18 protein-coding genes are annotated in these 19996 nt (G+C 60.3%); 9 read left to right on the top strand and 9 right to left on the bottom strand.

Going from position 1 to position 19996, the window contains the following annotated elements:
• Positions 1 to 7 precede the first annotated feature (7 nt).
• The 5 genes from parE (at position 8) to KGB29_RS25555 (ending at position 6586) form a co-directional block, all read left to right on the top strand.
• Complete coding sequence (gene parE / locus KGB29_RS25575) at positions 8 to 1912, top strand: DNA topoisomerase IV subunit B (protein ID WP_090452794.1); 1905 nt, start codon at positions 8 to 10, stop codon at positions 1910 to 1912.
• A complete protein-coding gene (locus KGB29_RS25570; RefSeq protein ID WP_154910351.1) occupies positions 1912 to 2901 on the top strand; it encodes an esterase-like activity of phytase family protein in 990 nt (329 codons plus the stop codon). Before parE ends, KGB29_RS25570 begins: the two co-directional genes overlap by 1 nt.
• Positions 2898 to 3422, top strand: coding sequence for a TIGR02281 family clan AA aspartic protease (locus KGB29_RS25565; protein ID WP_057712259.1), 525 nt, complete (start codon positions 2898 to 2900; stop codon positions 3420 to 3422). Before KGB29_RS25570 ends, KGB29_RS25565 begins: the two co-directional genes overlap by 4 nt.
• Before the next feature lie 7 nt (positions 3423 to 3429).
• Complete coding sequence (gene parC / locus KGB29_RS25560; RefSeq protein WP_057396215.1) at positions 3430 to 5697, top strand: DNA topoisomerase IV subunit A; 2268 nt, start codon at positions 3430 to 3432, stop codon at positions 5695 to 5697.
• Between the two features lie 175 nt (positions 5698 to 5872).
• Entirely contained in the window at positions 5873 to 6586 is a 714-nt protein-coding gene (locus KGB29_RS25555; protein WP_057712257.1) for a membrane integrity-associated transporter subunit PqiC, read from the top strand.
• 252 nt (positions 6587 to 6838) lie between these two features.
• On the opposite strand, the gene KGB29_RS25550 is transcribed toward KGB29_RS25555, so the two are convergent.
• Complete coding sequence (locus KGB29_RS25550; RefSeq protein ID WP_154910352.1) at positions 6839 to 8356, bottom strand: AhpA/YtjB family protein; 1518 nt, start codon at positions 8354 to 8356, stop codon at positions 6839 to 6841.
• A gap of 135 nt (positions 8357 to 8491) precedes the next feature.
• Here KGB29_RS25550 and serB point away from each other — a divergent pair, with 135 nt between their 5' ends.
• Entirely contained in the window at positions 8492 to 9706 is a 1215-nt protein-coding gene (gene serB, locus KGB29_RS25545) for a phosphoserine phosphatase SerB (protein WP_057395688.1), read from the top strand.
• 121 nt (positions 9707 to 9827) lie between these two features.
• Here serB and asd read toward each other — a convergent pair whose 3' ends face one another.
• Genes asd through KGB29_RS25530 form a run of 3 tightly spaced genes read right to left on the bottom strand, consistent with a single transcriptional unit; the run spans position 9828 to position 13102 of the window.
• Positions 9828 to 10688 carry an archaetidylserine decarboxylase gene (asd, locus tag KGB29_RS25540; protein ID WP_008048034.1) on the bottom strand — a complete coding sequence of 287 codons (861 nt, stop codon included), beginning with the start codon at positions 10686 to 10688 and terminating at the stop codon, positions 9828 to 9830.
• 18 nt (positions 10689 to 10706) lie between these two features.
• Positions 10707 to 11522 carry a rhodanese-like domain-containing protein gene (locus KGB29_RS25535; RefSeq protein WP_150811899.1) on the bottom strand — a complete coding sequence of 272 codons (816 nt, stop codon included), beginning with the start codon at positions 11520 to 11522 and terminating at the stop codon, positions 10707 to 10709.
• A gap of 41 nt (positions 11523 to 11563) precedes the next feature.
• Positions 11564 to 13102 (bottom strand): HDOD domain-containing protein, encoded by a 1539-nt coding sequence (locus KGB29_RS25530; protein ID WP_154861131.1) that lies wholly within the window; start codon positions 13100 to 13102, stop codon positions 11564 to 11566.
• A 167-nt stretch (positions 13103 to 13269) separates the two neighbouring features.
• Here KGB29_RS25530 and motA point away from each other — a divergent pair, with 167 nt between their 5' ends.
• Positions 13270 to 14121, top strand: coding sequence for a flagellar motor stator protein MotA (gene motA / locus KGB29_RS25525; protein WP_008048039.1), 852 nt, complete (start codon positions 13270 to 13272; stop codon positions 14119 to 14121).
• A 3-nt stretch (positions 14122 to 14124) separates the two neighbouring features.
• Complete coding sequence (gene motB, locus KGB29_RS25520; protein ID WP_154861130.1) at positions 14125 to 15165, top strand: flagellar motor protein MotB; 1041 nt, start codon at positions 14125 to 14127, stop codon at positions 15163 to 15165.
• 109 nt (positions 15166 to 15274) lie between these two features.
• Here the strand turns inward: motB and KGB29_RS25515 are convergent, their stop codons facing one another.
• The 5 genes from KGB29_RS25515 to rsgA form a co-directional block, all read right to left on the bottom strand.
• Positions 15275 to 15709, bottom strand: coding sequence for a hypothetical protein (locus KGB29_RS25515; protein ID WP_154861129.1), 435 nt, complete (start codon positions 15707 to 15709; stop codon positions 15275 to 15277).
• A 374-nt stretch (positions 15710 to 16083) separates the two neighbouring features.
• A complete protein-coding gene (locus tag KGB29_RS25510; RefSeq protein WP_154910353.1) occupies positions 16084 to 16575 on the bottom strand; it encodes a toll/interleukin-1 receptor domain-containing protein in 492 nt (163 codons plus the stop codon).
• Entirely contained in the window at positions 16575 to 17534 is a 960-nt protein-coding gene (locus KGB29_RS25505; RefSeq protein ID WP_154910354.1) for a caspase domain-containing protein, read from the bottom strand. Before KGB29_RS25505 ends, KGB29_RS25510 begins: the two co-directional genes overlap by 1 nt.
• 2 nt (positions 17535 to 17536) lie before the next feature.
• Positions 17537 to 17944, bottom strand: coding sequence for a TIR domain-containing protein (locus KGB29_RS25500; protein WP_154910355.1), 408 nt, complete (start codon positions 17942 to 17944; stop codon positions 17537 to 17539).
• Positions 17945 to 18143: 199 nt separating this feature from the next.
• Positions 18144 to 19175 (bottom strand): small ribosomal subunit biogenesis GTPase RsgA, encoded by a 1032-nt coding sequence (rsgA, locus tag KGB29_RS25495; protein ID WP_007978809.1) that lies wholly within the window; start codon positions 19173 to 19175, stop codon positions 18144 to 18146.
• A 107-nt stretch (positions 19176 to 19282) separates the two neighbouring features.
• Between rsgA and orn the strand changes: the two genes are divergently transcribed.
• On the top strand, positions 19283 to 19825 hold the full coding sequence (gene orn, locus KGB29_RS25490; protein ID WP_154910356.1) for an oligoribonuclease: 543 nt from the start codon (positions 19283 to 19285) through the stop codon (positions 19823 to 19825).
• Positions 19826 to 19996: the final 171 nt, after the last annotated feature.

Genomic DNA, 19996 nt, shown 5'->3' with positions numbered 1-19996 from the left:
AGACCCCATGGCCACTCCCAGCGCTAGCTCTTATAACGCAGACGCCATCGAAGTCCTCTCGGGCCTCGACCCGGTGCGCAAACGCCCCGGCATGTACACCGACACCAGTCGGCCGAACCACCTTGCCCAGGAAGTCATCGACAACAGTGTCGACGAAGCCTTGGCCGGGCATGCCACATCGGTGCAGGTGATCCTGCATGCCGACCATTCCCTGGAGGTCAGCGATGACGGCCGAGGCATGCCGGTGGACATTCACCCCGAGGAAGGTGTTTCGGGCGTCGAGTTGATCCTCACCAAGCTGCATGCCGGTGGCAAGTTTTCCAACAAGAACTACCAGTTCTCCGGCGGCTTGCACGGGGTGGGTATTTCCGTGGTCAACGCCTTGTCCACCGAAGTGCGGGTGCGTGTAAAACGTGACGGCAACGAATACCAGATGACCTTCAAGGATGGCTACAAGGCCACCGAGCTTGAAGTCGTCGGTACTGTCGGCAAGCGCAATACCGGGACCAGCGTGTTCTTTGCGCCGGACCCGAAATACTTCGACTCACCAAAATTCTCCATCAGCCGCCTCAAGCACGTGCTCAAGGCCAAGGCCGTTCTGTGCCCGGGCTTGCTGGTCAGTTTTGAAGACAAGGCCACCGGCGAGAAAGTCGAATGGCATTACGAAGACGGCCTGCGTTCCTATCTGGTGGATGCGGTCAGCGAATTCGAGCGCCTGCCGAACGAACCGTTCTGCGGCGCTTTTGCCGGTAACAAGGAAGCCGTGGATTGGGCGCTGCTGTGGCTGCCGGAAGGCGGCGATGCGGTGCAGGAAAGCTACGTCAACCTGATCCCGACGGCCCAGGGCGGTACCCATGTCAACGGTCTGCGTCAGGGCCTGCTCGACGCCATGCGCGAGTTCTGCGAATTCCGCAGCCTGCTGCCGCGTGGTGTGAAGCTGGCACCGGAAGACGTCTGGGAACGCATCGCCTTTGTTCTGTCGATGAAGATGCAGGAACCGCAATTCTCCGGGCAGACCAAGGAGCGCCTGTCGTCCCGTGAAGCGGCGGCGTTCGTCTCCGGTGTGGTCAAGGATGCGTTCAGCCTGTGGCTCAATGCCAACCCGGAAACCGGCATGTTGCTGGCGGAACTGGCGATCAACAACGCCGGCCGTCGCCTCAAGGCCAGCAAGAAGGTCGAGCGCAAACGCGTTACCCAAGGCCCGGCGCTGCCGGGCAAACTGGCCGACTGTGCCGGACAGGACCCGATGCGTTCCGAGCTGTTCCTGGTCGAAGGTGATTCCGCCGGCGGTTCGGCCAAGCAGGCGCGGGACAAGGAGTTCCAGGCGATCCTGCCGTTGCGCGGCAAGATCCTCAATACCTGGGAAGTCGACGGCAGCGAAGTGCTGGCCAGCCAGGAAGTGCACAACATCGCCGTGGCCATCGGTGTCGATCCGGGCGCGGCGGACATGAGCCAGCTGCGCTACGGCAAGATTTGCATCCTCGCCGACGCCGACTCCGACGGTCTGCACATCGCGACCTTGCTGTGCGCCTTGTTCGTCCAGCATTTCCGCCCGTTGGTCGATGCCGGTCACGTTTACGTCGCGATGCCGCCGTTGTACCGCATCGACCTGGGCAAAGAGATCTACTACGCCCTCGATGAAGCCGAGCGCGACGGGATTCTCGATCGCCTGGTGGCCGAGAAGAAGCGCGGCAAGCCGCAGGTCACCCGATTCAAGGGTCTGGGCGAAATGAACCCGCCGCAGTTGCGCGAGACCACCATGGACCCGAACACCCGGCGTCTGGTGCAGTTGACCCTGGAAGATTTCGAGGCTACCTCGGAGATGATGGACATGCTGCTGGCGAAGAAGCGTGCCGGTGACCGCAAGACCTGGCTGGAGTCCAAGGGCAACCTGGCCGAGGTGCTGGGCTGATGCGCTTGGGCTTTGCCCTGGCGTGTGCGTTGCTGCTGACCTCAATGACGGTGTCTGGCGAACCGACACCGCAACTGCGTCTGTTGTCCGAGCATGCCGTCGATGGCATGCGCGGCGGCAACCTGTCCGGGTTGGCCCAGTGCGGCAAGGAGCTGTGGACGGTCTCCGACCGTGACGATGATCAGATCTATCGTCTCGATACCCGGGCCAACGTCTGGCGCGCACAGGCCGTGGGCATCGGCGTACCTGAAGTACCTGACAGCGGGTTGCCCTGGGGATTGCGTTCGCGGACCTGGGCCGCTTCGTTCGTGCGTGGCGGCAATCTGGATTTCGAAGGCATCACCTGTGACCGCGCCGGCAATCGTTACGTGGTCAGCGAATCCCATGCAGCGGTGTTGCAAATACCGCCAACCGGGCCGACTTCCTGGCTGAAGATTTCGCCGCTCATGGCGCGCGAAGCCCGGGCCAGAGGCATGTTGTTGCGCTTCAATGCACTGTTCGAAGGCTTGGCAATCAATCCTGAAGGTGACCAGTTGTGGTTGGCTGCCGAGCGCGAGAACCGCGGGTTGCTGCTGATCAAGCGCAAGCAATCGGTGTGGGACTGCGATGGTGGATGCGTGCTGCTGAGTGAAGCCGGGAATGAAATGCAACCCGCACAGTTTCCCCACGCCAGAGCGATGCCTCGGGATTTTGCCGATCTGTCATTGTTCAACGGCAAGCTGTTTACCCTGGAGCGCAATGCGTTCGAGGTCTGCCGCCGAGATGCGCTGACCGCCAAGGTCGAGCGTTGCTGGTCGTTTGCCGAAGAGGCATTGCAGGAAAATCGGCGTTATCCACAGGATTATGGCCTCGCGGAAGCGCTGGTAGTGGACGCTGACGGTGCCTGGATCGGTATCGACAACAACAACGGTGCTCGCGCCGATGGCGAAGTCCGTCCGGTAGTCTGGCGTTTTGCTGCACCGGAAGGTGGCTGGAGTGCCAAGTCATGAGACAACGAAGCCCGGGGCAGCGCATCGGCCGGGTGTTTATGGTACTGGCCTGGTGTGCCGCGTTGTTTCTGGCCACGCGTTTTTTCGGCCAGTGGGAAGCGCGTCAGCAAAATCCGAACGTGGTGGTCAGCTCGGAGCAGGGCGAGGGTTTCATTGAGGTGAAACTGGTGAGCAATGCGCAGGGGCATTTTGTCGCCAGCGGTCAGATCAACGGCCATCCGGTGGACTTCATGCTCGATACCGGGGCGACAGATGTGTCGATTCCGGCGGACCTGGCCAAGCGTTTGAAGCTGGAAGAAGGATTCGGCGTGACCCTGAGCACGGCCAATGGCCTGAGCCAGGGCTATCGCACCCGTATCGAGCGGCTGCAGCTGGGCGACATCGTGCTGCGGGATGTACGCGCACTGGTGGCCCCGGGGCTGCATGGCGATCAAGTGTTGCTCGGCATGAGCGCACTGAACAAACTTGAATTTACCCAGCGCGGTGGCACCATGCTGCTGCGCCAGACAACGAACCGATGAGGCCCGCATGAGCGACTCCCTTGATCTCAGCCTGGACGGTGTAGAACGCCGGTCACTGGCTGACTTCACCGAAAATGCCTACCTCAACTACTCCATGTACGTGATCATGGACCGTGCCCTGCCGCATATCGGCGACGGCCTGAAACCGGTACAGCGGCGTATCGTCTACGCCATGAGCGAGCTGGGGCTGGACGCTGATTCCAAGCACAAGAAGTCGGCACGTACTGTCGGTGACGTGCTCGGTAAATTCCACCCCCACGGCGACTCGGCCTGCTACGAAGCCATGGTGCTGATGGCCCAGCCGTTCAGCTATCGCTATACGCTGGTCGACGGCCAGGGCAACTGGGGTGCGCCGGATGATCCCAAGTCCTTCGCCGCCATGCGCTACACCGAAGCGCGGCTGTCGCGTTATTCCGAAGTGCTGCTCAGCGAACTGGGCCAGGGCACGGCGGATTGGGGCCCGAACTTCGACGGTACGCTGGACGAGCCGCTGGTGTTGCCGGCCCGCCTGCCGAACATCCTGCTCAACGGCACCACCGGTATCGCCGTGGGCATGGCCACCGACGTGCCGCCGCACAACCTGCGGGAAGTCGCCACGGCGTGCGTGCGTTTGCTCGATGAGCCCAAGGCCACGGTCGAACAGCTCTGTGAACACATCCAGGGCCCGGACTACCCGACCGAAGCGGAAATCATCACCCCGCGCGCCGACCTGCTGAAAATCTACGAAACCGGTCGCGGTTCTGTGCGCATGCGCGCCGTGTATCACATCGAAGACGGCGACATCATCGTCACCGCGCTGCCGCATCAGGTCTCGGGCGCCAAGGTGCTGGAGCAGATCGCCGCGATGATGCAGGCCAAGCCGTCCAAGGCGCCGCAAATTGCCGACCTGCGTGACGAATCCGACCACGAAAACCCGTGCCGGATCGTGATCATTCCGGGCGCACGGAAAAACTTCGACCACGATGCGCTGATGCAGCACCTGTTCGCCAGCACCGAGCTGGAGTCGAGCTACCGGGTCAACATCAACATCATCGGCCTGGACGGCAAGCCGCAGCTGAAAAACCTGCGGGCGCTGCTGGTCGAGTGGCTGGAGTTCCGGGTGCAGACCGTGCGTCGTCGCCTGCAATTCCGCCTCGACAAGGTCGAGCGTCGCCTGCATCTGTTGGACGGTTTGCTGATTGCCTACCTCAACCTGGATGAAGTGATCCACATCATCCGCACCGAGGAGCAGCCACGGGCCAGGCTGATCGAACGCTTCGCCCTGAGCGAAATCCAGGCCGACTACATCCTCGACACCCGTCTGCGTCAGTTGGCGCGGCTGGAAGAGATGAAGCTGCGTGCCGAGCAGGATGAACTGCTCAAGGAACAAGCCAAGCTGCAAGCCCTGCTCAGCAGCGAAGCCAAGTTGAAAAAACTGGTGCGCAGCGAACTGATCAAGGACGCTGAAACCTACGGTGATGACCGCCGGTCGCCTATTGTCGAGCGCGCCGAAGCCAAGGCCCTGACCGAGCACGACCTGCTGCCGAACGAGAAAGTGACGGTCGTGTTGTCGGAAAAAGGCTGGATTCGCTCCGCCAAAGGCCACGAAATCGACGCCACCGGGCTTTCCTACAAGGCCGGGGACGGCTTCAAGGCACTGGCAGCCGGGCGCTCCAACCAGTTTGCCGTGTTTATCGACTCCACGGGCCGCAGTTATTCGGTGGCCGCCCACACCTTGCCGTCGGCCCGTGGCCAGGGCGAGCCGCTGACCGGTCGCCTGACGCCGCCGCCAGGGGCGAGTTTCGAGTGCGTGCTGATGCCGGAAGACGATGCGCTGTACGTGATCGCCTCCGACGCCGGCTACGGCTTCGTGGTCAAGGGTGAAGACCTGCAGGCCAAGAACAAGGCGGGCAAGGCCCTGTTGAGCCTGCCGAACAACGCCAAGGTCATGCTGCCGCGTCCTGTGGCCGATCGTGAGCAGAACTGGCTGGCATCGGTGACGACCGAAGGTCGCCTGCTGATCTTCAAAATCAGCGACCTGCCACAATTAGGTAAAGGCAAAGGCAACAAGATCATCGGGATTCCCGGTGAGCGAGTGGCCAGTCGTGAAGAGTATGTGACGGACATCGCGGTATTGCCGGACGGTGCAACACTGGTGTTGCAGGCCGGGAAACGTACCTTGTCACTGAAAGCGGACGATCTCGAACACTACAAGGGTGAACGTGGTCGTCGTGGCAACAAGTTGCCGCGTGGCTTCCAGAGGGTAGACGCGCTGCTCGTCGAAAACCTCAATTAGGCGACTTAGAAGCGCCGAACTACGAATTAACCCGTAGTTCGGCGCTTTACGCTGGAGTCGGAACGCATATTCACGGATGATATGGCCTTTCAAGCGCCGGCGTTGCCGCGCGTTCTTCATATTTATTGAGTATTTTCACTGTGGTCAGCCTTTTAGCGACCACCTGGATGGGACGATGACTGCTCTGCGCCTTCCTTTTATTCTTTTGCTCGCCGGCGTTCTTGGCCTGGCGGGTTGCAGCGTTCACCAGCCGGTGTCGTTGTATCAACTGGACGCTGGTAGTCCGGTTCAGCCCGCACAGAACGCGGGCATGGCGGTATTGTTGGGGCCGGTCACCGTGGCCGACTACCTGCAACGCGAAACCCTGTTGCAGCGTCAGCCCGATGGCAGCCTGCAAGCCTCGACCGACGGTCGTTGGGCTGGCAGCCTTTCGTCGGATATCGATCAGCTGCTGCTGCGCCAGGTCGCGGGTCGCCTGGACAGTCAGCGCGTAGTGCTGGCCCCGGCGACAGTGGGCTTCACCCCGGACGTTCAGGTGCTGCTGACCATCACGCGCCTGGATTCGGGTGAAAAACAACCGGCGATCCTTGACGCGCAATGGCGCCTGATCGACCGTCGCGGGCAGGTCCGCGACAACCGCATCATCCATTTGCAGGAACAGCATGCCGGTACCACGGCGGCTCAGGTCCAGGCACAGGGTGTGTTGTTGCAACGCCTGGCCGAACAACTGTCGGTGGCGCTCAAGCCCCTGGCCAATCAGCCGCCGATCGCCGAAGCCCCACGCAAGCCGGCAGCCAAGGCGGCAGCACCTGCGGTAGAACAGGAAAAGCAGCCGAAGATCCCGATGGCCGCGCCTATTCGTACGGATATGGAAGTGTTCCGCTTCTAAGTGTGGACTGAATCCATACAAAGCCCGCATTGATGCGGGCTTTGTTGTTTTTACAGGTTGGAGATATCTAGCGCCTGTTCTGGCCTCTTCGCGAGCAAGCCCGCTCCCACAGGGGATCTTCAGTGAGCACACCCTTGGGCTAACCCGGATCAAGTGTGGGAGCGAGCTTGCTCGCAAAGAGGCCAGAACAGGCGACAAAAAAGCCCGCAGACGATCACTCATCTGCGGGCTTCTTCATATCGAGGTTAAGGCTTAAGCGCGACGCTCATGCATCCGCGCCAATTGCCGCTCAAGCATCGACGGATACGGCTCCATCAACCGTTCCACGCAGCACGCACCTTCAGGGCTGGCGATCGGGCGGATCCGCGCGCGCTGGCGAATCAACACGTCGTCACTGATCTTGCGCTCCACCAGCAGCAGGTTGCGGCTGTGTTGCGACAGGGCCAGGGCGTCCTGGGCAGGGTCGGTCAGCAGCAAGTCGATCTGGCTCAGGCCGAACAGTTCGTCGCCCAGGGTCAGCCCCAGCTGCAATTGCAGGGTGATGCCACTGTCCGCGACTTCGATCTGCAACTGGTGGCCCAAGGCCCGCAGCAGTTCGCCACAGCAAATGGCGTTGGTCAGGTAATCGTCGCCGCTGTCTTCGGTGTGGAACAGCATCAGCGTGCTGCCATCGTTCAAGGTCTCTACTTCGCCCTGATACAGGGAAGCTGCCTGGTCGAGGCAATCGCGATAGCGCTCGAGCAGTTCTTCAAGACGCGCCCGCGGCAGGCGTCGCAGTTGCTCCTGGGAGCCCAGTTGCACCGCCAGCACCGCGCTGTGTTGCGGTACGCTCGGCGTGGCTTTGCGAATCACCGGTTGTGGGGTGCTGTCCAGCGACTCGTCGCGCAGATCGGCGAACGGGTCTTCGTCATCGTCGTCTTCAACGGTGCTGACGATCTGTCGTGGCGCTGGTTTGAGCGCCGCTACCGGGCGGCTCTCGTCGAAACTCGGATCGCGCAGGTTACGGACTTCGAAGGCCGGGTCGGCCTCGTCATCCATGTCGTCGAACTCCGGTTCCGGTTCTGGCACAGGGGCCGGTTCCGGGGCGAAGTTGGCGTGCAGCTGGCGCGCCAGGTCGCCGATTTCGTCCTGGCGGTCGGTGGCCGGGGTGAATTCATCGATATTGCGCAGCCACACCCGCAATTGCAGCAGCGGCGTGGAGAGATAACGCCCCATGCGCAGGCTCAGGGCCAGGGACAGGGCCAGCAGGATTGCACTCAGAATGCCCATGCTTTGCAGGCTGATGGTCATCGGCTGCTGGAACTGGTCCATGTCCAGGCTGATGCGCAATTGCCCGGCAGTCACGTCCTGGAAGGTGATCTTGCTTTGGTACATGCCCTCGGCTTCGCCCAGCAGGCCATGCTTGGGACGCTGGCCGGATTCGGCAAGGATGCGGTTGTCCGGGCTGTAGATGGCGGCGTGGGCCACCAGCTTGTTCTTGGTCAGGTTGTTGAGCAGCACGTTGAGGCTGAGGATGTCGTTGGACACCAGCAGCTCGGTGGCCGAGGTGGCCGTCTGCGTGGTCAGGCTTTCGCCCAGCGCATCCGCCTGCTCGTGCATGGCCTGCTTGAACTGCAGGCCCATCACACCGGCATAGATGACCAGAGCCAGGGCGACCAGGATCACGTTATGGCTGGCGATGCGCAATGCAATCGGTACACGGCGGTGGCGCAGTGCCCGGAAGATCAGCAGGAAGAAGTTGTCGGTTTTTACTGGCGTGGGCCGGTTCACTTGAGCTCGGCTCTTTTGTCCGTGAAGTTGACGCGCAGTATAGCGACAGGCCCTAGACCGTCAAAGCGCTCACGGTGCCCGATGGTCACTGAAAGTGGGTAGAATGCGGTTTTTTTCCACTTGCGGGGGTGCGCCTTGCGCGAAATCGTCCTGATAAACATCACGGGAGTCGACCGTCCGGGTCTGACTGCGGCCATTACCGGCGTTCTGGCCCAGGGTGGTGTGAACATTCTCGACATCGGTCAGGCGGTGATCCACGACACCTTGTCGTTCGGCATCCTGGTTGAAATTCCCGACACCGAGCAAGGCAAGTCCGTGCTCAAGGACATCTTGTTCAAGGGCTATGAACTCGATCAACAGGTGCGTTTCACGCCGGTGTCCGAACAGGATTACCAGCAGTGGGTCGGCAATCAGGGCAAAAAGCGCCACATTGTGACCCTGTTGACCCGCAAGGTGACAGCCGGGCAGTTGCAGGCCGTGAGCTCGATTACCGCCAAATATGGCCTGAACATCGACCACATCGATCGCCTGTCCGGGCGCATGCCGCTGGACACCCCGGCCGACAAGGGCAAGGGCTGCATCGAGTTTTCCGTGCGTGGCGAGGCGGCTGATCCGCAGGCGCTGCGTGCCGAATTCCTCAGCGTCGCCCAGGAACTGAACGTCGACATCGCCTTCCAGGAAGATTCGCTGTTCCGTCGCAACCGTCGCCTGGCGGTGTTCGACATGGATTCAACGCTGATCGAAGCCGAAGTGATCGATGAGCTGGCCAAGGCGGCCGGCGTCGGCGACAAAGTGTCGGAAATCACCGAGCGGGCAATGGCCGGTGAGCTGGATTTTCGCGCCAGCTTCAAGGAGCGCCTGGCCTTGCTCAAAGGTCTGGACGTCAATGTGCTGGACTCCATCGGTGCCTCGCTGCGCCTGACCGAAGGCGCAGAAACCCTGTTCGCCGAGCTCAAGCGCCTGGGCTACAAGACCGCGATCCTGTCGGGCGGCTTCACCTACTTCGCCAAGCAATTGCAGGCCAAGCTGGGTATCGACTACGTGTTCGCCAACGAACTTGAAGTGGTCGACGGCAAAGTCACCGGCGTGGCGGTCGAGCCGATTGTCGATGCACAGCGCAAGGCGGATTTGCTGAAGGAACTGGCACACAAGGAAGGCTTGCGCCTGGAGCAGACCATTGCGGTCGGCGATGGTGCGAATGACTTGCCGATGCTGGCAATTGCCGGGTTGGGCGTGGCGTTCCGGGCCAAGCCGCTGGTCAAGCAGTCGGCCAAGCAGGCGATTTCCACCTTGGGGCTGGATGGTGTGCTCTACCTGCTGGGTTTCCGCGATCGCGACGGGCAGCTCTAAGCGCCGCAAATCAATGTGGGAGCGGGCTTGCTCGCGAAGGCGTCATCACATTCAACATCTATGTTGACTGTAAGTCCGCTTTCGCGAGCAAGCCCGCTCCCACAGGTATGCAGCTCGGTCTTTAGGCTTTTGGTGAGCCCATGCCCTGACCCATCTGCACGGCTGTACCGGCGGTCATTTCTTCAGCCCACTTCACCTGATCCGGCCCGAACAGCACGACGGCGGTCGAACCCAGTTTGAAGCGACCCAGTTCCGCACCTTTTTCCAGGTGGATCGGCGCGCGTGCGGCTTCGTCGTAACGGAAGGTTTTCAGCTCGCGCTTCGGCGGTGTCACCAGACCGGCCCACACGGTTTCAATCGACGCCACGATCATCGCACCCACCAGCACCACGGCCATCGGCCCGCGTTCGGTGTCGAAAATGCACGCCACGCGCTCGTTGCGGGCAAACAATTCCGGAACGTTTTCAGCAGTGGTCTGGTTGACCGAGAACAGGCGACCCGGGATGTAGACCATCTCGCGCAGGGTGCCGGCCAGGGGCATGTGCACGCGGTGGTAGTCCTTCGGCGACAGGTAGATGGTCGCGAAGTCGCCACCCATGAACGGCGCAGCGTTTGCCGCATCGCCACCCAACAGTTCCAGCACGCTGAAGCTGTGGCCCTTGGCCTGGAACACGCGGCCGTGCTCGATCGGGCCGAGCTGGCTGATCGCGCCGTCGGCGGGGCTGAGGATCGCGCCCGGGGTTTCGTCCAGCGGACGGGCGCCGTCTTTCAGTGCGCGGGTGAAGAACGCGTTGAAGTGCTCGTAGGCGGTCAGGTCTTCGACCAGCGCCTGGGACATGTCCACCTGATAACGCTTGGCGAACCAGGCGGTGAAGGCATTCTTGAACCAGCGCACGCGGCATTCGGCGATGCAGCCGGCCAGACGGGAGAGCAAGTTGTGGGGCAGCAGGTACTGGCCGAGGAGAAACAGACGCTTGTTCATTAACGGTCCTTAAAAATCTTAAATTTCTACCGGGGTATCGGGATGATTGCCCCATTCGCCCCAGGAGCCGGCGTAGCCTTTGACCCGCGGATAACCGAGAGCCTTGGCCACCAGATAGGTGAAACCAGAACGATGATGTGTCTGGCAGTGGGTAATCACTTCTTTGTCTTTGCTGATCCCGAGTTGTTCGAGGATCTGCGGCATGTCGGTGCGGATGCGCAGCTGGCGTGCCCGATCCATGCCAGCGGTCCATTCGAAATTGATCGCGCCGGGAATGTGTCCGCCCTTGGCTGCCAGGACTTTCTCGCCGGAGTACTCCAGCGGCCCGCGCGCATCCCAGATTGCCAGGTCGGCGGCGCCGAGACGGCTTTGCAGGTACTCGCGGGTGGCGGTGGGTTCATCGTGCAGGGTCAATGCAACCGGACCGCCCACGTGCGGCGGGATCTGGATCGACATGGGCAAGCCTGCTGCCAGCCAGGCTGTCAGGCCACCGTCAATATAGTGGTACTTGCTGTGGCCGATGACATCCAGCAGCCAGATGAAGCGTCCGGCCCAACCGCCGCCTTCGTCGTCATACACCACATAGACCGCATCGGGGTTGTGCCCCAGCTCACCAAACAGCGTTTCGAGTGCTGCCTGCGGGGGCATCAGCCCCGGGGCGGGGGCCTGGCCGAGCTGCGTACGCTTTGGATCGACAAAGCGCGCGCCGGGAATGTGCCCTTCGGTGTAGCGGGCGGCACTGGTCAAGTCCACCAGAATCAGTTCGCGGGCGTCGAGGCGAGGGAGCAAGTCGCTCGGCTCGATCACCAGCGGCAAGCCAGAGAAGTCAGACATGTGAGGTCTCCAGAGCACAAAAGGGAGGATTGTAACGCAGCTTATTGGCCACGGTGGCTAAAGCTGTGCAGGGCTTTCTCGATGCACTGTGCGGTTTTGCCGAAGGCCTGTACGGAAATTTCCGAAAACGGCCCGCCGCCTTGATCCGCCACGACGATCATGATCACCCGGCCATTGTTGATCAGCGAACGCAGCAGCAAGTGTTCACCGCTGAACTGCGAGCGCAGGCTATTGGGCAACAGGGCCGAGAATTGCGCGTTGTTGGCAGGCGTCAGGCGCACCTGGGCCTGCTGCGCGAGCAGGCGTTGCAACACGTTGCTCTGGCTGACCACGAAATTCAACCCGGCCGCTTCCTTCGACAGGCCGGCTGTCTGGTGCACGCGCAGGTTGGTGTGGGTGCGATCGGCCATCAGGATCATCACCCGGCGCATGCCGCAGGCCACGAGGGCGTCACGGGCGGCGATGGTCAGGTGCATGGCGTTGGTGAAACGGCTCGGCTCGACCAGCAACTCGGCGCATTGCTTGCGCCACTTCGCCAGGTCTTCGGCGGTAGGTGCCGCTGCCGGCAGCAAGCCTGCATGGACACGGTTCATGCCCCACGGCCAGATCAGCGACTCGGCGGGGTGCCAGAGGTCGGGCATGGCGTGTTGGCGTGCGCTGTTGGCGGCTTGCTGGTGCAATTGCTGCTGCAGTTCGTCCATCGGCATTTGCAGGTAAAGGCTGGTCAGGTACTGCCAGCGCTCGCTGTGGGGGCTGTCCCAGGCGTGTTGCGCCGACAGCGCCAGTCCATTGGCCAGCAGCACCGTATTGGCCGGTTGATTGAGCCAGCGGCGCAGGGTCGGATCGTCATCGAGGCGATTCTGCTGGCGCAGTGGATGGTCGCTGTCACGGGCGATGCGCAGGACTTTCACCAGTTCCCGCTGCTCGGTGAGCAGCAATCGATAGCCTTGCTGCACCCAGATCGGCAAGCGCCAGACCTCCACCAGCGCCTGGCCGATATCCAGCAGGCGTACGCCAAACAGTTGCTGCTCGACTTTGCGTGCCGACTCGCCTTTATGGATGACCCGCAGCTCCCAGTCTTCGAGCAGTTTCGGATGGGTCAGTGCCAGCGGCCACAGGGGCGAAAGAAACAGCAGGCTGCCCCAGTGGATGTCCTGCCACAGGCGCGCCAGGCGGCTGGCAAAAAAACCGTTGGCCTGTTGCGTGGCGTGCTGGCTGATCATCTGCAACTGACGCAGGGCTTTGGGAATCTCGAGCTCGGGTTCGGCGGGTAGCCGCGCGAGCAGCTCTTCGGTGCGCTTCAAACCGAGGCGGTTGATTGCAATTTCAAGGTTTTCCGCAGGCTCGGTCATGCTGCCATGGTTATGCCGGTTGGCTTCGCGAATCACGCTCAAGGCCAGGGCCGGGCTGCCTTGCATGAGGTCGGCGATGTCGCGCAGCGAGCTGCGATTATCGCGGATGGCCTTGCAGACACGGTCATGGCTGGCTTGCGGGACGGGAAGACGTACGCCATCGAGCAGCTTGACCCAGCCTTCGAGGGTCGTTGGTTTTGGCGTTGGAACGTTCGTTTCGTTAACCATGGTGGGAGGCGATCATCGTCAACATTACCTGTGCCCGGATGGGGTCAAATTAGCTTTTCGCCTGAACGGGCTATAGTCTGGCGCAGTTTTGCCGATAAGTAGAAGAAGAGATTTTTTAACTTCCGAATATGACCTTGAACCCGACTCAGTAAGTGCTCTCCTAACCTATGGCTAAAATTATCGGCATCATCGTCGTATTCGCGAGCGTGCTCGGCGGATACGTGCTTTCCCACGGCAAGATTGCCGCCCTGATACAACCTTTCGAGGTCATGATCATTGGCGGTGCTGCCCTCGGCGCCTTCTTGCAGGCCAACCCCGGCTACATGACGATGCACGTGCTCAAGAAGTCCCTGAGCATGTTCAGTTCGCGCTTCAACCACGGCTTCTATCTTGAAGTACTGGGCCTGATCTACGAGATCCTCAACAAGAGCCGCCGCGAAGGCATGATGGCCATCGAAGGCGACATCGAAGATGCCGCTGCGAGTCCGATCTTCGCGAAGTACCCGACGGTACTCAAGGACGAGCGCATGACCGCGTTCATCTGCGATTACCTGCGCATCATGTCTTCCGGCAACATGGCTCCCCACGAGCTGGAAGGCCTGTTCGACATGGAGCTGTTCAGCCTCAAGGAAGACCTCGAACACCCATCCCACGCGGTCAACGGCATCGCCGACGCCATGCCCGGTTTCGGTATCGTCGCGGCGGTACTGGGTATCGTGGTGACCATGGCTTCGCTGGGTGAAGGCGACCAGAAGTCCATCGGCCTGCACGTAGGTGCGGCACTGGTGGGTACCTTCTTCGGTATTCTCGCCGCCTACGGCTTCTTCGGCCCGCTGGCCCATTCCCTGGCCCATGATGCCAAGGAAGAGCTGAACGTCTACGAAGCCATCAAGGCCTCACTGGTGGCTTCGGCTTCCGGCATGCCGCCATCGCTGGCCGTGGAGTTCGGGCGCAAGGTCCTGTACCCGGCGCACCGTCCAAGCTTCGCCGAGCTGGAACAAGCGGTTCGCGGTCGTTAAGCCATGGAAAATAACCAGCCGATAATCATCAAGCGCGTCAAGCGCATCGCCGGCGGGCATCACGGGGGCGCGTGGAAAATCGCCTTCGCCGACTTCGCCACGGCGATGATGGCGTTCTTCCTGGTGTTGTGGCTGCTGTCCACCGCCACGCCGGAACAGAAAATTGCCATCGCCGGTTACTTCAAGGATCCGATCGGCTTTTCCGAAAGTGGCACGCCCTACATCATCGATCTGGGCGGCACGCCGACCCTGGCACCGGAAAACACTCTCAACCCCGAGGTGAAGTCCCAGCCGCAGCCGGACAAGGTCACCATCGATACCGATCAGGTCGAAGGCATGGCCGAGCAGGTCGAAAAAGAGCGCCTCGAGCTGTTGCTGCAAGAACTGCAGAACAAGGTCGAAGAAAACCCGCAGATGCAGAAGTTCAAGGATCAGATCCTGTTCGAAATCACGCCGGACGGCCTGCGAATCCAGATCATGGACGCGGAAAACCGCCCGATGTTCGATTCAGGTTCTGCTCGCTTGAAGCCGTATTTCGAAGACATCCTGCTGGCCATGGCCGACACCATCAAGGCGGTGCCGAACAAGATCAGTATCAGCGGCCACACCGATGCCAAGCCATACACCGGCACCGGTGATTTCGGTAACTGGGAATTGTCTGCCAACCGTGCCAACGCCGCACGACGTGCGCTGGTGGCGGGCAGCTATCCGGATGCGCAGGTGGCGCGCGTGGTCGGTTATGCCTCGTCGGCCCTGTTCGATCGCGAGCATCCGTTCAACCCGGTGAACCGCCGTATCGACATCGTGGTGCTGACCAAGAAAGCCCAGCGTGCCATCGAAGGTTCGCAAGGTGCTGAACCTGCTCCTGATGCACCGCAAGGTTCGGCTGCGCCGGGAGCCGCACCGGCTGCACCGGTCGACCCGAACGCGTTGCCGGCGGACAAGGAACCGCTGCCGGCGCACGAGCTTCGTGAACGGTTGAACCTGTTCGATGATCCAGCGCCGAAAACGGGTGGCCCCGGTGCTCCGGCCGTGAAGCAGTGATTTCCCTGCCATAGATCTCGCGCGGAAGACAAATGCCCGCATCTAGCGATACGGGCATTTTTTCAGCAGGGTGCACTGTGTGTGAATGCGGACTCTATAAAAATATAAGTTATTTATTGGCTGAAGTGAAATCTATCTTAAAGTTTCCACCTATTAATCCAGGTTTGTCCTCACTATCGTCAGCGCTTTCATAACAAACAAACCGGCCTTCAAAGTTTTTATCGCTAATGTCAGTAATAAATATTTCCCCTCGTTGTGCACTCCACGGCCAATCGTTCGGAAACCCCGCAGAGGGCTCAAATATAATAACCCCAGGGTGCGATTTTAAATCATGAGGGCCCAGTCCCCAGCTTGCCGGGATTTTGAACAAAATGTAGTCGCTATTTTGGGATGACGCGTTAATGTAACGATGCTCCGAGTTGCTATCGCCATACAAAATAAATGAGTCGAATGTGCGTTCTGCGTTTACCAGGCGCATCACTGCAGCTACCTTCCCGTTCATTGGTTGTTTATCGTGCTTCTGAGCTGGTTTTTTAATATTCATATATAGGTTCTCGGTGTTGAAGGTGTCAGCCAGGCTGGCTGTGATCAGTCAACCTCTGCTCGTAAAACCTCAGAGAAGAAAGCGCGGTGAATTGTCGGGGTTATCGCTCCATCCGAACTTTTCAAGTGCTCAGCCTCAGGCAATATGGTCAGTGTTTTTTTTGCTTTGATCTACTGTCATATCTGACAGGTTTTTAGAGCTAAGGATAATAAGCAATAGCTTTAGTTTGCTCATTGGCTCTAAGTGATTTTCTTTTATTGAATAAAAGGCTTCGATTTTGCGGCAGTTTCATGACTCAAGTAACTAAAAGGTGAAGGCTCGTTTTTCAGTGCCAAAAAACCATATCTGGCGATATGGTTTTTTAGGTGGGCAACTCAGAAGCCACGAATAATCCTGGACTTGAGATCCGTGTGGAATCGATCAGCGTTAGTCCTGTTAACGCTACGCACCGACTCGCTACCGGTCACAGAATCCAGTGACATCGAGCGCTTGAGCATCGACTCGTTGCGATAGGCATCGATGAAGAACTCGATGTCCCGGTCGCTGGTCAGCTTCGGCCATTTTTCGAGGTACAGCGGCAGCTCTGTCGGGCCGGTCTTGAACGAGCAGATGCGCCGGTTGGTGATGGTCGCTTCGCCGATTTCGAACGGCACCCACCAGGACAGTGCGGTTTTCTCCGACACCACCGCCAGCAGGTGTGTGCATTCGCTGATGTTGCGGGTGATCACCCCGGTGATGTCGTCGGTGGTCTGGGATTCGGCATCCAGTACGTCGAGGTAGGTCTTGATGTTGGCCTGCATCAGGCGCGTGTTGATGTTGATCGCGTGGGCGCGGTCCATGTGGCGGTAGCTGATAAACACTGGCATCAGAAATGTCCCTTGATCGCGAGTTCGCGGTAATAGGCGCCGAGGGCGGTGAGGCGGCAGCCGGTGGAGTGGATGGCGGCGTAATACATGTGTTCGGCGTCCACCGGTTCGACCAGGCTGTGGCGGTTGCACTTTTGCAACTGGGCGAAGACCTCGCCCTGTTCCGGGTTGAACTCGGGCTCGGTGGGCTCAAAGCTGGGGGCGAGGGGGTACACCGACTCTGCTTCGGCAAACCATTCGGGGAGTTTGCGCAGGATTTCCTTGGGGATCAGCGGTGACACTTCGCGCAGGGAAATGAACTGCGAGACATTGGTCTTGAACACCGGACGCTGTTCCCAGGCATCAAGGGTATTGTCGACAAACGAATAGAGGCTGCCGGGGGTGATCTTGCCCAGGATGTTCGCGGCTCCGCCGTGCAGGGCCTGGAGCAGCAATCCGGTGAACACGCCGTGCTGCATGCCCTCCATCGCCGGCTCTTCCTTTTTACAGGCGGTCAGAATGGTCATGCCTTCGCCGACCACACTGCCTTCGCTGCGCAAGGCGCGCAGTTCGCCGGCCGAGCCGCTCTGGCAACAATCGAGAATGATCACTTTGTTTTTGATCTTGGTGGCCTTGCTCGCCCAGTTGAGGATGTCGCTGAGGCGAATCCCGTCCTTGGCGCTCTTGTAATCCTGCGGGATCAACATGCCTTCGTCGGTGTCGGTGTCGAAGCTGCCGTGACCGGCGAAGTACAGTAGCGCGACGTTGCAGTCACCGGAAAACAGCTCGCGAATCTGGTCTTCGAGTTTTTCCCTGCTCAGGAAGTCCTCGGCGGAAGTCAGCACGATGTTCTTGAAGTTAGGATCGCCATTGGCGTCGGTTTTCAGCACGGAGGCCATGGCCATGGCGTCATTGCTGCAACCGCTCAGGCGCGACACATGGGTGTAGTCGTTGATGCCGATAAACAGTCCCTTGCGCATGGTTACACCGCCGTATGCTCGCGAATCGCGCTGATGATGCTGTTGGTGTTCCACGCACATTCGGCATGTGCCGCGTCACGTACCACCGTGGAAATGCGCTCGGCACCGAACGGCTTGATCGCAATGATCACCTTGCCCATGCGCTTGGCGATTTCGATTTCCTTGTTGATCCACTTGCTGTAGGTGGAGTACATCCCGGCCATGATCAACACCGCCGAACACGGGCGAATCTTGTTTTCGATGGCCTCCTCAAGTTGTTTGTCGGTTTTCGCGCCGACAATCGGGTTGTCCGGTGGAACCGAAAAATTCTTGTACGTGAAACCAGGCTTGGCGTTGAGCAGGCGCACGAGATTGTCGTGGGCGTCGGGGTAGTTCCACGAGTGGCTGATGAACAGGTGGTAGGTTTGCATAGGTGTCCCTCGGAGTCGCTGGAGTGCGAAGAGGGCTAGAACTTAGGCGAATACAGGGCGGCTACAAGGGGGCGGCGCGGAAAGAGAAATGCCCTACAAGCGAGCGTGCACAGGTCTTACAGAAAGGTCTGATGTTTAAGCGGGGGGAAGATCCAGCCGCCGGCCACCCCGCTGAAGGCAGGGTGGTCGACACGTCTGTTTAGTAGCCGTTTTCCGGCAGACTGGCGATGATCGAGCGGTAGCTGTTCATCCGCTGTTGCTGCACGCGGCCGTCTTCAAGGGCCTTGAGCAGGGCGCAACCGGGTTCGCGGTCATGCTTGCAATCACGGAAACGGCAGGTGCCAAGCAGGTCGTTGAACTCGATGAAGCCGGCTTCGACGTCGGCACGGCTGACGTGGCCCAGGCCGAATTCGCGGATACCCGGGGAGTCGATCAACTCACCGCCACCGGGGAAGTGGAACAACCGCGCGGTAGTGGTGGTGTGGGTGCCCTGGCCGGACAGTTCGGACAACGGGCCGACGCGGGTTTCGACATCCGGCAGCAGGCTGTTGACCAGCGACGACTTGCCGACGCCGGACTGGCCGACGAATACGCTGATGCGTCCGTCCAGCTGTGTCTGCAATTGCTCCATGCCGTTGCCGTGGTGCGCCGACACTTCCAGCACCGGATAGCCCAGGGTGCGGTATACGGCGAGCAAGGCATTCAGTGCAGGAGCGTTGTTTTCGTCGATCAGGTCGAATTTGTTCAGCAGCAACAGTGGCTTGATGCCTGCATGCTCGGCCGCCACCAGGTAGCGGTCGATCAGGTTGGCATGGGGCTCGGGCAGCGGTGCAAACACGATGACGATCATGTCGACGTTGGCCGCAACCGGCTTGAGCTGACCACGGCTGTCCGGGCGACACAGCTCGGTGTTGCGCGGCAGTTGCGCCACGATCACGCCGATACCCTGGTTGCCGGCACGCCAGACCACCTGATCGCCGGTCACCAGCGCCGGCAGGTTGGCGCGCAGGTGGCAACGGAATACCTGGCCGGCCAGTTCGCCGTCGCGGGCCTCGACCTCGACCTGTACACCGAAGTGCGCGATCACCAGGCCGTGCTGTTCCGGGCCCAGATCGCCGCCCTCAAGTGCCTCGACGGCCGAGGACTCGCGTTTGGCGGCGCGGGCAGCGCGTTCGCCCTGAATCTTTTCGATGCGCCAGTTTTGACGACGATTGAGTTGGCGTTTGGCCATGGGTGTTCCGTATCAAGAATGCAGCGATTAGGTAAAACGGCCGCGAGTTTAGCACGCCCGGCCACCGGCCTAGGCTAAACTGCGCAGCATTGCCTAGGAGCCGACACATGCAAAACCCACAGAACCTGATCTGGATCGACCTGGAAATGACCGGTCTGAACCCGGACACCGACGTCATCATCGAAATGGCCACCATCGTCACCGACAGTGACCTGAACACCCTGGCCGAAGGCCCGGTGATCGCCATTCACCACAGCGACGAAATCCTTGCCGGCATGGACGAGTGGAATACCCGTCAGCATGGCGGTTCCGGGCTGACCCAGCGGGTTCGCGACAGCTGCATCAGCATGGCCGAAGCCGAAGCCGAAACCATCGCCTTCCTGGAGAAGTGGGTGCCGAAGGGCAAGTCGCCGATCTGCGGCAACAGCATCTGCCAGGACCGTCGCTTCCTTTATACCCACATGAAATCCCTGGAAAGCTTCTTCCACTACCGCAACCTCGACGTGTCGACCCTCAAAGAGCTGGCTGCGCGCTGGGCACCGGATGTGCGTGACAGCTTCAAGAAGGGCAGCACGCACCTGGCTCTGGACGACATCCGCGAATCGATCGCTGAGCTGCAGCACTACCGCAAGCATTTCATCAAATTCTGATTCACGGTCGTCCGTTCCGGCCCCATCGCGAGCAAGCTCGCTCCCACAGGTGCAACGTTGCACCTGTGGGAGCGAGCTTGCTCGCGATGGCGTCAGTTCAGTCACCTTGGATGGTTGGAGCGAATCTCAGGCGCCCTCTTTTGGTGCCAGGGTGAACTGAGTAGACTGCGC

The sequence above is a fragment of the Pseudomonas sp. BF-B-30 genome (assembly GCF_019956305.1).
Lineage (GTDB): Bacteria > Pseudomonadota > Gammaproteobacteria > Pseudomonadales > Pseudomonadaceae > Aquipseudomonas > Aquipseudomonas jessenii.
This window is presented reverse-complemented; position numbering and strand designations above follow the sequence as displayed.